Annotated in this window: 7 protein-coding genes; all 7 read right to left on the bottom strand. The window is 41.1% G+C overall.

Annotated elements, in window-relative coordinates:
* Positions 1-146: 146 nt before the first annotated feature.
* Positions 147-1,223 (bottom strand): radical SAM/SPASM domain-containing protein, encoded by a 1,077-nt coding sequence (locus ACUVJL_RS02365; RefSeq protein ID WP_445244377.1) that lies wholly within the window; start codon positions 1,221-1,223, stop codon positions 147-149.
* Between the two features lie 85 nt (positions 1,224-1,308).
* A complete protein-coding gene (locus tag ACUVJL_RS02370; protein ID WP_445244378.1) occupies positions 1,309-2,121 on the bottom strand; it encodes an AAC(3) family N-acetyltransferase in 813 nt (270 codons plus the stop codon).
* Positions 2,118-2,846 carry a class I SAM-dependent methyltransferase gene (locus tag ACUVJL_RS02375; protein ID WP_445244379.1) on the bottom strand — a complete coding sequence of 243 codons (729 nt, stop codon included), beginning with the start codon at positions 2,844-2,846 and terminating at the stop codon, positions 2,118-2,120. Before ACUVJL_RS02375 ends, ACUVJL_RS02370 begins: the two co-directional genes overlap by 4 nt.
* 10 nt (positions 2,847-2,856) lie before the next feature.
* A complete protein-coding gene (locus tag ACUVJL_RS02380; RefSeq protein ID WP_445244380.1) occupies positions 2,857-4,119 on the bottom strand; it encodes a DegT/DnrJ/EryC1/StrS family aminotransferase in 1,263 nt (420 codons plus the stop codon).
* 59 nt (positions 4,120-4,178) lie between these two features.
* A complete protein-coding gene (locus ACUVJL_RS02385) occupies positions 4,179-6,782 on the bottom strand; it encodes a TIGR04372 family glycosyltransferase (RefSeq protein WP_445244381.1) in 2,604 nt (867 codons plus the stop codon).
* 65 nt (positions 6,783-6,847) lie between these two features.
* Entirely contained in the window at positions 6,848-8,512 is a 1,665-nt protein-coding gene (locus ACUVJL_RS02390; RefSeq protein WP_445244382.1) for a tetratricopeptide repeat protein, read from the bottom strand.
* Between the two features lie 61 nt (positions 8,513-8,573).
* Positions 8,574-10,910 (bottom strand): tetratricopeptide repeat protein, encoded by a 2,337-nt coding sequence (locus ACUVJL_RS02395; protein ID WP_445244383.1) that lies wholly within the window; start codon positions 10,908-10,910, stop codon positions 8,574-8,576.
* Positions 10,911-10,975: the final 65 nt, after the last annotated feature.

Below are 10,975 nucleotides of genomic sequence, written 5' to 3' on the forward strand. Positions count from 1 at the left end.
AAAAGATAATTAGCAATTGGTATGAAGTACAACGGAATATGTTCACGTTAGTTGTACGTGAGCATATTTTTGCCAACCTTAGCAGTGATATCATTATCTATAATTCATAGATGATGTTTTTTGTCAATGCGTAAGTCCTACATACTCTAATCAGCAGATGGAACTTTTGCTTCAAGCAATCCATTCCTAAAGTGGGGAGCATGACCGCCAAGCAAACCTCCTTCCCACCCTGACAATCTCTCAATAGAGTTGTAATAAGTCATGCCAGGAGAACGGCGAATCAAAAGATTCGCTTGAATTTCTTCTTCATATATATAATTAGCCCAAACATTACAATTCTTGCAAAAAGGAATCTGATCGTACTGACCTGTTTCGTGGTAATACCGTACTTTCTGAAACTCCTCACCCAGCCATACACTTTTTACACCCTCTTTAACCACATTCCCCAAATTTGTCTCTTTAAACCCATCAAGGCAGCACACTGAAACATCACCGTCGTGATGGATGGCCATAGTATGGTAAAGTGCCTTGCAAGCCACACGATTTTCTGGCATGGGTATACGCTGCCATCTTCCCCCCTCATATACTTGGTTAACTCGGACAACATCAACGTACTTCACCCAGTATGAAACAAACTCATCGTGTTCCTGTTGGTTTTCCTTCTCAAAGGCAAAAGAAACACCAATACGGGGATAAGTCGCATCTCCTCTAACGCGGAGCATCCTAAAAACAGCTTCTTGAATCTGTTCAAGTTTATCAACACCCCTAACTTTTTTCAGCGTTTCTTGGGTTGTAGCGTCAATGCTGATAAATAGGGAGTCTAGCTTGATATCAACAAAAAATTGAGCTATTTCCTCTGTCAATAACAACCCGTTAGTGTTCAGGGCAACAGCTATACCCCGCTCTTTCATATCAGTGATGTGTTGGCGAAAATCCCGTGCCAGTAACGGTTCACTCCAGAGAGTAGGCTGGACTAAAGGGTTAGCTACCATGACTTCATCGAGAATTTTGCGTGCATCCTCTAGAGACATATATCCCCGGATAGCTTTAATTGCCTCTATATCATCAGAACCATGAACAAGACACTTAGGGCATTTGAGATTACAGTATCCCTCCTGCAAATCCATTAAAATCTTTGAAGGCAAATCTGGCACTGGTAAGGGTGCAGTATATTCGGTTACATCAGAAGGAAAGTTTGTTGTATTAGGTGTTTCAAGTGTCATAGTTTAAACTCCTTATTGTTTTGATAGTTAACGGGAATGGCATTCAAATTGAAGATTATAGCGACAAGGATGATGTCGGCTATTTTTAATGGATAGCACCTCCCAGTATTGCATCTCGGCATCTGATGCAGGTATCTGAGCATCTAGTTATTTCTGGTAAAGATTGGATAAGTGACGTTGTATGTTCAATAAAGCTTTTTAATGGTGTTGTTAAAACCCTGCTAGAACCGATGTAAGTTTCGGAAAAAAGTTGCTGGCAGTAAGGCATGAGATTATTGAATCCTTTCCCGCATCCACCCGCTCCCACGCGCTTGATTTGACCACTTTTATCAGTTGCCCACCTAATGAAGGGACGGCGACCAGCACGCTCTTCTGCTATGTGAATAGCGGTACAAGAAGAAATCCCAACCCCTAGGAGTACAATTTGACCATCAAGCTCTGCTAACCTTTCAAGAGGTAAGTGTGTTGTTTCCCAAGGGTGGTGGTTAACTAATTGGTCTGCAAGCTGCCCATAGGCAATCCATGAATACCATGCGTGGTCACTGCGTTGTGACTGGGGAAGTTTTGCAAAAGTCTGGCTAATAATTCCCATCTTTGGTTCAACACCAGCATACTCTAAAATAAAAGGTTTCGCTGGTTTTGTCCAATTGTCATAAAATGAGTAGTCGCAACCATTTTGTTCTGGTCGATCGTGTGAGGGTGGTGGTGCGTTAGATTCCCAGCAAAATCCGGGGACTAAAATAGTCTCAAAACTATTAATCATTTCAGATACCACTGTTTCTGCGCCACCCTCCACATGACCAAAGCTACGCAGCGATGAATGTACTACAACCCGCTTCCCAACAATACCCAACCTTTCAAATCCAGCACGAATATCCCGACTGGTGATGGATTTCATTGTTCTGCCAGCTCCTTTTTGGGGTAAACGCACAGGGCAATTAGATAGTGCGCCATTGGCAGATAACCAGTATGCACCACTTCATCATTCATTCCAAACATAAAAACTTTGTGGAAGAAGCGGTTGCAAAAGGCACGCATATCCTCGCCACTTTTGCAATTTATGTGACCGACCTTAGAAGCGGCAGAAGCATACTGTTGAGATTCCAGAGACGGTGCTCCCAGTACCAGGACACCGTGTTCTGACAGACTAGCCACTACATTTGTCATAAATCTATCTTCTTGTGCAGGCTCAATGTGTTCTATCACATCCATTGAGAAAGCGCCATCAAAGTTCTCGGGAATGGGAGCGTCAATAATATCATGACCTCTAAACTCGATATTGCTAACTATCCCCGTTAACCGACTCAAACAGCTTTCTATATGAGGCTTGTAAAAGTCGGTCGCTACTACATGATTGACTTCCTGACTCACAACTATTGACCCTAACCCCTCCTGACAACCAATTTCTAAAACATTGTTGTAGCCATGCAGCATTTTTGCCACAAATTTATGCCTAGCTATCATAAAACCGATGCGCCTCGGATCTGAAAGTAAGTGGCGGGTGTTGTAGGGACCTAATTGGAAGCCTTCGCCAAATTTTTCAAACTCCGATGATGCCTCCTGGTGCAAATAAACATTTTTGGCTGTTGTAGAAGATGCTGTCCCAAAAAAATTTTCTTCCATTTTGATTGTCCTAGTTAATAGAGTACGCTTGTTCTACTTTTATGATAGCAGCACTTATATCCTCTGCTTCTTTGATACCATAGTTTTCATTGAAGAGGATATTAAAAGAACTGTCCCGACACTCGATCGCGTTGGTAGCTCTAAACCTATCTGCTAAATAAGGCTGCACCCAAAACCATTCATTGACAACATACATATAATGAGGGTTAATATCGATTCCTTCGCTCTCAATAGCTCGGGCAAATTCCTGTTTGGAACAAGATATCTTAGTGGAATCGACAAATATGGGATGAAAAAACGGAGAGTCATCATTTGAGATAGGTGATAGTTGACATACTTTTGAGTTCCGTTCGATTTGCTCGTGAAGAATTTGTAAAAAGTTAATTCTTTTCCTAATTGTATCTTCTAATTTTTCTAAGGATTTCATCCCGAGCGCACAGGAAATTTCATCAATGTTAAAATTTAAAGCGGGAAACAGAAATTTCGTGCAGTCTTTAGCATCAAAGTCAGCAGTCCAGAAAGCTTTTCCTCTGTCTGCATAGGCTGTAGCTCGATGGTAAAGCTCTTGAGAACGTGTAAAAATCATGCCTCCACAACCACCTGAAGCTAGGGCTTTTCTATACATAGTTGAAGAAGCTGCAATATCTCCAAAGACACCAACTTTTTGACCGTTTAATTTCGCGCCGTGAGCTTGTGAGCAGTCTTCAACAACATATATTCCTCTCTGTCTGGCTACTTGACTAATTAAGTCAACTGGAGCTGCTTTGCCAGCAGCGTGTACCACTAATACAGCCTTTGTTTTATCGGTGATACGCTCCTCAAACTGCTCAACCCCCATATTGTAAGAATTAGGGCTAGAGTCAGCGATTACAGGTACTAGCTGGTTGAGGATAATCGCACTAAGAGTTCCCGGATCAGTAATGGGTGAAACAATAACATGGCTGTGAGGTGGTAACTGCAATGTAGCTAGAGCTACAAATAAAGCTGCTGTTCCTGTACTCACAGCATCAGCATATCCATCTACTCCCTGATATTGAACAAAAGCTTCTGTATAGAGTCGTTCGTATGTATCTTGATAACCAAAATCTACTTTTCTACTTTTGTAGTGGGCAAACAGCTCTTGTATCGCTTGAAGTTCTGTGTCTCCACAAGCCATACGCGGTGGCATTGGCTGCGAACGAACTTTAGATCCACCAAAGATTGCTAAGTCTGACTTGGGAATTTTATAGTTTTGAGATAGCTCTTGTACCTTAATTTCCAAATTTTTTGTCATCTCAAATTTTCCTCTTGAAGTTAACTTGGATAATCAGATAGCCAAGATTAGGTTGACAATTAACTATTGAGAATATTAGCCTTTATCTTGCTGGAGTCTGAAGAAACTTTCCTTAATGTCTTGTAGTCGTCGGAAGCTGGCAGAAGCCAAGCGTACTTGCGTAAGAAATTTCTTCCTATCCGGCTACAGCCATAAGCATTGAAAGCTTCGGCTAGTCTATTAAAATTTCCCTGTAAACGTTCATCGTCGGGTGTGTACTTAATGGTTCCATCAATTCGTTCTAGCATTTCCACCACTAAGTCGTTAATCTCATCGGGCGTGTTGTCCACTACTTTAACACCAGATGCAGCTAAACCTTCGTTACTGAAAGCATGACCTAAAGGAGGAGCCATTGATTGAGCAAAATCTAAATATCGCTCCTCATGTATAGACCAGTACAGCTTAGAAATGTAAATATCTTGCTGAGAATACATTCTTACACCCATTGGCACATTATTTGTCATGGCAATGGGTACGCCAAAACAAGAAGGCACATAGGTTAACCCTGAATCTGTCCCTATTATAAAACGAGATGAAGCACATAAGAAAACATCCATCCAATCGCTTCTTGCATCGCTATGAGCATAGTCAATAACTTTATTCAGTTGGGGTAAGGGTTTCATTGTTGGGTTGCCCATGCGTATAACCCATCCGCCATGCTCTACAATTGTTTTGACGGCTAACAAGTATGTATCAACATTTGAATTGCGTAAATATGCAGCAGAATCTTGCCAATAGCCTGGTTCCCTAACATGAAGACACACAAACCAGGCATCTGTGGGCACTCCTAATTGCCCTAAACAACTCCAGCCGCGTTCACGATCTGGATCGGACAGTGTAAGAAGTGGTGAACGTCCTTCGGCTTCCCATTGTTTTTGACTTAACGTTCTTGCCTCATGTATCCCCATAACTTCTCCTTGAGACAGACTCCAAACATTGAAATGTTCTTGCAGGTTTTTAGTTATAGGAGATAAACGTTCTATCAATAGGGGATCGGAGATTGCATAGATATGATAGCGCTGCCAGTAGTTCAATAAACATGAGTTAGCTATCACTTCGTGAGGTGCTAATATTATATTTAGGTGTAAAGGTCGCCAGCCCAAAATACCCATTTTTACATAGTAATCTAGGCAAGCTAGGTGTCCAATTCTAGAAACCCAGTGAGGGGTAAGGAAAGTAATATTTAATTTTTGATAGCCCTCGTTATCAGCACGCTTGTGCTGAACTTCATACACCAGTTGGTATAGCTTGATTGCAGCATCCATTTTCCCCCGATCGAATGTCACTCTGTCTCCGACATCAAATAATGCTTGTTGGATGTCGGCGCAAAGCTCCAGCCCATTCCTCCAATCTGAAACTGACTCATCAAACTTGTCTAGCAATGTCAGTGCCGCTGCCCGGCCTAAATATGCTTCAGTATAATTGGGATTGATGCCGATCGCCTGTTTATAACTTTCAAGTGCTTCCTCAAATTTACCCTGTTGCCTTAGTGCATTTCCTTGATGGTAGTGTGCCTCTGCTAAGTTCGGGTAATCTGATAAATTTAGTTCCACAGCAGCAGTCACTTGTTTATAGCTTTCAATTGCTGCCTCTAATTTCCCCGCCTGCGCTAATAGCCTGCCCTGGTAGTTTATGGCTTCTCTCAAGTTGTACTCAGACTTATGATTGTTGGGGTTAAGCTCAATCGAACGGCGGTACGCGGCGATCGCTTCTTGCAGGCAGAAAGATACTATTGAAAATTTTAACAAAGACTTAAATTCAGGTGCTTGCCGGAATCCCTCAACTAACTCCTTGCGGGAGATCCCATTGCAAAGATGCTGAATGTAGTGATTTTTCCCTTCATCATCAGCGTTTCGTTTTAGATAGGCGCGATACAACTCTTCTACAAAAGCCTCTTCGTTAAGTTGGTCAGTTGCTTGTAGAAAATCTTCATCTTTGATGTAGTAGGGTTCCGTTGCTCGAATTGTGATAATTGGCAGCGATATAGATTCGTGGGATTGCCGAATTTTATAAACAATTTCCTGGCGAGTCAAATTGTTGCGAATATCCTCTATAAAGTGTTTTTTTCCTGCCTCATCTGGCTGGCGTTTCAAATAAACACAATAAAGTTTTTCTATAAAATCTTCGTTGTTGAGATGGCTAGTTACTTGTATAAACTCGGGATCGTTTAGATTGTCTAACTCTATTAAATATCCTTCGCTATGAGCTAGTTTAGGTAATACTTCTCCTAATCTTTGGTATAATTCTAAAGAGTCTGGTGTGATCTGTAATGCTAGCTCATAAAAAGTTTGCCCCAAGCTGTTGTAAAAATTATAAACATTAGGGCAAATCTCAACAGCGCGGCGGTAGGCAATAATTGCATCGTCTAGCTGACCAAGTTTAACCAAAACGTCCCCTAGATTATGGTGAGAGAAAGCCGAGTTTGGATTCTGGTCAATAGCTTGGTTATAAGCCTTGATTGCCTCATCCGTGCGACCTAGGAGCTCTAAAGTTTCCCCCAAGTTGTGGTAGGGCCAATAAAATTTGGGATTTTGCTCAATAACGCTGTGATAACAGGCTATCGCTTCCTCTAATTTACCTTCCTGTTTAAGTTTATTAGCCGTCTGAAAGTAACTGATTGTCATTTGTTTATGGTATCAATATAGCGACAATAACACGGTTTTCTACTTCACGGGGCAACTATTTTTATTTATTCCACGTCGGACGACCCATTTAAAAACTTATTTACTTTTTCAGGAAGCATACTACAAGCTTTGTCAGCTTGTTCGGAAGTAAATACTTTTTTCCACTCATCAATTTCTCCTTTTCTATAGTGACTTTTTTCTTGGAATTTGGGCTGTTCGGGAAAATCAAAACTTGATTCGCTGAATCCATAAAATTTCAAAATTCTAGTAAAATATTTCTCGGGAGCTTCTACTAAGTGTTCATACCTAGTAAACAAGATGGGGGGATAAAAATTGGGATCTTCATCTGCCTCTAACCAACCTTGTATAAACTGAATAGCTTTTGGGAAAAAGCCTTGATCTATTTGCCAAGTTATTTGTTCAGATAAAGACCATAGAAAATATTTTTGAGGAAGATGCACAGACAACAACAATTGTTCCTTCCCTGCCTGACGGTGTATTAAGTTTAAATTGTGTATGTGAGATAGGGTAGCTTGCCTGGGATCTCGAACATTAACTATTAGCTTGTCTACATACTGAGTAATGGCAAGACGATTGAAATCATTACTATAGGCATGAGAAACAACAATAATATCTTTTGATGAGTGGAGCCCATTATGTACTGACGGCATAATTAAAACATCGTCGAAAGATATGTTGTTACTACCTGGTAAGGGCGCTTGGTTTATGCCTAATCCCTTCTGAAGAGAAATGGCAAGATACTGACCACCTGATTTTGGCAATGTAATTAAGAATAGCCTCCCTGTCCTTCCATTTCGACGGACTTCTTCCAAGTAAATTTGGTTGGCTCGGTAATAGCTGTTAAGTGCTTCATTTCGTCTTTCTAGTAACAAAAGTATGTTACCCATCTCAATATTAAAATTTACATTGGTAGGTTCTGTTTTAACCAGTTTTTGCCAAAAGGTAATCACCTTATTCAAGTGACCTTGACGCTGCCAGGTTTTACTTAAATGACGATATACATTTAAATCAGTTGTTTGTTTTGCTAATCTTACGTAAGTTTTTTTTAAGTCGGATTTGATCAACTCAATCTTAGTTTTGCTTGTTGGTTCAGAATAATCTCCACTGGTTTGAACGTAGATATACCGATCATCTATGTCATTATCATTGCCAAAATCGCCATCAAAATCAGGATTAAGAACGATTGCCTGGTTATATGCAACTACAGCCTGCTCATACTGATTTTGTTTATCTAAAACTTTACCTAATTTCCACCAAATCTCCCAATTTTCTAGTTGAAGCTCTAGTAAACAGTAGTAGGCAGGCAAAAAGTCCGGGTTGAGTTTAACTACGGACTGGTAAGCTTCAGTCGCTTCTTCTATTAGGCCTTGCTCAGCGTATACATTACAGGCTAATTGCCACCATAATTCATAGTTTTCTGGCTGAAGTTTGATGGCATTTTGATAAGCTTGCACCCAATAGGAATTGAGTTTAATTACTTGCTGATAAGCTGCTAATGCTTCTGGAACCTGACCAAGTTCTTCTAAGATCCCACCTAACTGCCACCAGAGTTCCCAATCTTGAAATTGAGACTCATCTGGATTTTTTTCAATAAATTCTTTATAGCGAGAGATCACTTCTTCCAATCGAGAGTCAACTGATTCTTCTAAGGTGAGAGCAGAATTTTTACTAATCCACTCTATTAGTTGTTCTTTCTTATATAATTTCATTTTGGTAATAATCCTCTATTCTTGTTGCTCTTGTATCCAGGACTGTAACATTCTATCAAAATTATGAATTATTAGGAATATTGTAAGAGTGAACAATAATTCTATAACCACCAGTACTGTAGATACCCCAGTCGCTAAAATTGACTGAATACTTTTCCTGTATTTCCTGCCAAGCTCTCCTTTCACCAAATTTGGGAGAGGCTCGGTTACAATTCCAATCATCAAAAAAGATGACTGTCCCTTCTTGTACAAACTCCCGCGCAAAACAAGTATCTAAAACCTCGATAGCAGACTGATACAAATCACTATCTATGTGGATCATACTAAACTTTGTTTTGGTTGGGATCTGAGGAAGAGTATCCTGAAACCAACCTTCATAAATCCTAATTCTTGATTCGGGAAGATATTGCTTACATATTTCTAAAACTTGCTCTTTGGTACTACCTTTACAAGTTCCCGGTCCCCAAACTCCTGTCTTTACATGAGGGGACTCTTGATCGGCCTGAGCTTCTGAATAGGGTAAACCTTGAAAACTATCAAAAAGATGTAGTTTCATTTGAGACAATTTGAGAGTTATATAAGGATTACTATCAGTTCTAGACAAAGCAAATGCCAAGAATTTAGCTGTATTCCCCCACATGGTACCAAATTCAGCTATATCTCCCTCAACATCCGTGCCAGCTATATACTCAACCCCTAAAGCTAAAGCTTTGTATCTCTCAATCTGAGACAGGTTGTTTAAGTTGAACCAACTTTCCCAAATTTCAGGTTTAATTTGTCGTATTTTTTGAGAAGCTTCTACAAATTCGGGATTTAATCGGATTACCTGGCGATACGCTGTTACCGCTTCTTCCTGCTGATTTTGTTGAGCATAGAGGTTACCTAATTGCCACCAGATTTCCCAGTTATCCGGTTGCAATTCTACAAGACTTTGGTAGGCTTGTAGGTCGGGTGGATTGAGTTTAACCGCTTTCTCGTAGGCAGCTATGGCTTCGCCTATCTGATTTTGTTTGGCTAAAACATTCCCTAATTGCCACCAAATTTCCCAGCTATCTGGTTCCAGCTCTGCAAGGCTTTGATAAGCTGCCACTGAGTCGGGGTTTAATTGGATGACTCGCCGGTAAGCTGCAATTGCTTTTTGCCTCTCCCTTTGCTGAGCGTACACTTTGCACAACTGCCACCAAAGTTCCGAGTTATCAGATTGTATTGACAGCAGGCTTTCGTAAGCTGACGCAAATTCTGGATTTATTTCGATGGCTCGCCCGTAGGCGACTATTGCTTCTTCTTGACGATTTTCTTTGACTAAAACTTTACCCAGTTTCCACCAGATTTCCCAGTTTTTTGGTTGATATTCTAATATATTTTTGTAAAATTCTAACAGATTTGGGTACGCTTGAACCGTGTCAGGATTGAGTTTAATGGCTTGCTCGCAGGCTGCTGCGGCCTCTGCGTGCTGATTTTGTTTGGCTAAAACATTCCCTAACTGCCACCAAATTTCCCAGCTCTCTGGCTGAATTTCTAAGATATTTTGATATACTTTTAGTGCCGCGTCAGGATTGAGTTGAATCACGCGATCGTAAGCTGTAACAGCTTCGCCTCTCTGATTGTGTTTGGCTAAAAGATTCCCTAACTGCCACCAAATTTCCCAGCTATCTGGTTCCAGCTCTGCAAGGCTTTGATAAGCTGCAACTGAGTCGGGGTTTAATTCGATGACTCGCCGGTAGGCTGCAATTGCTTTTTGCCTCTCCCTTTGCTGAGCGTACACTCTGCACAACTGCCACCAAAGTTCCGAGTTATCAGATTGTATTGACAGCAGGCTTTCGTAGGCTGACGCAAATTCTGGATTTATTTCGATGGCTCGCCCGTAGGCGACTATTGCTTCTTTTTGACGGCTTTCTTTGACTAAAACTTTACCCAGTTTCCACCACACTTCCCAGTTTTTCGGTTGGATTTCTAGCAAATTTTGATAAGCTTCCACCGACTCTGGATTTAACTCGATCGCCCGCTGATACATCCCGATCGCCCGATCCAAATCTACCTGGCTTCTCTGCCGCAACGCCTCTGCCAAACTTGATTGAATCTCCAGCTCATCAGGACTCAGCTCGATCGCCCTTTGATAACAAACAATCGCCTCATCCAACCGCCCCAATTTAGTTAAAGCTTCCCCTTGATTGTAATAAATCCAAGCCGACGAATCAGGGTTCAGCTCGCTCGCCCGACTGTAAGCATTGACTGCTTCTTCCCACCGGGAAACCTTAAGCAAAACATCTCCCAAATTTGGGTAAGACCAATAAAAATTGGGGTTTTCCTCAATAGCAGAGCGATAAGAAGCGATCGCCTCTTCCAATCTCCCTTCCTGCTTTAGTTTGTTTGCCGCGTCAAAATAGCTTACAGTCATTGCTTGTCTCCCGCTTTCCTCAAACGTTGTTAATCATACTGTGATTTGATACTAAGGTTTATGAA

This window comes from Microcoleus sp. OTE_8_concoct_300 (assembly GCF_031383065.1).
Taxonomy (GTDB): Bacteria; Cyanobacteriota; Cyanobacteriia; order Cyanobacteriales; family Microcoleaceae; genus Microcoleus.

Bases quoted from the DNA above. Each gene is read 5' to 3' on its own strand.
- ACUVJL_RS02395 (WP_445244383.1), bottom strand. From the start codon at position 10,910: ATGACTGTAAGCTATTTTGACGCGGCAAACAAACTAAAGCAGGAAGGG.
- ACUVJL_RS02380 (WP_445244380.1), bottom strand. From the start codon at position 4,119: ATGACAAAAAATTTGGAAATTAAGGTACAAGAGCTATCTCAAAACTAT.
- ACUVJL_RS02375 (WP_445244379.1), bottom strand. From the start codon at position 2,846: ATGGAAGAAAATTTTTTTGGGACAGCATCTTCTACAACAGCCAAAAAT.
- ACUVJL_RS02390 (WP_445244382.1), bottom strand. From the start codon at position 8,512: ATGAAATTATATAAGAAAGAACAACTAATAGAGTGGATTAGTAAAAAT.
- ACUVJL_RS02385 (WP_445244381.1), bottom strand. From the start codon at position 6,782: ATGACAATCAGTTACTTTCAGACGGCTAATAAACTTAAACAGGAAGGT.
- ACUVJL_RS02370 (WP_445244378.1), bottom strand. From the start codon at position 2,121: ATGAAATCCATCACCAGTCGGGATATTCGTGCTGGATTTGAAAGGTTG.
- ACUVJL_RS02365 (WP_445244377.1), bottom strand. From the start codon at position 1,223: ATGACACTTGAAACACCTAATACAACAAACTTTCCTTCTGATGTAACC.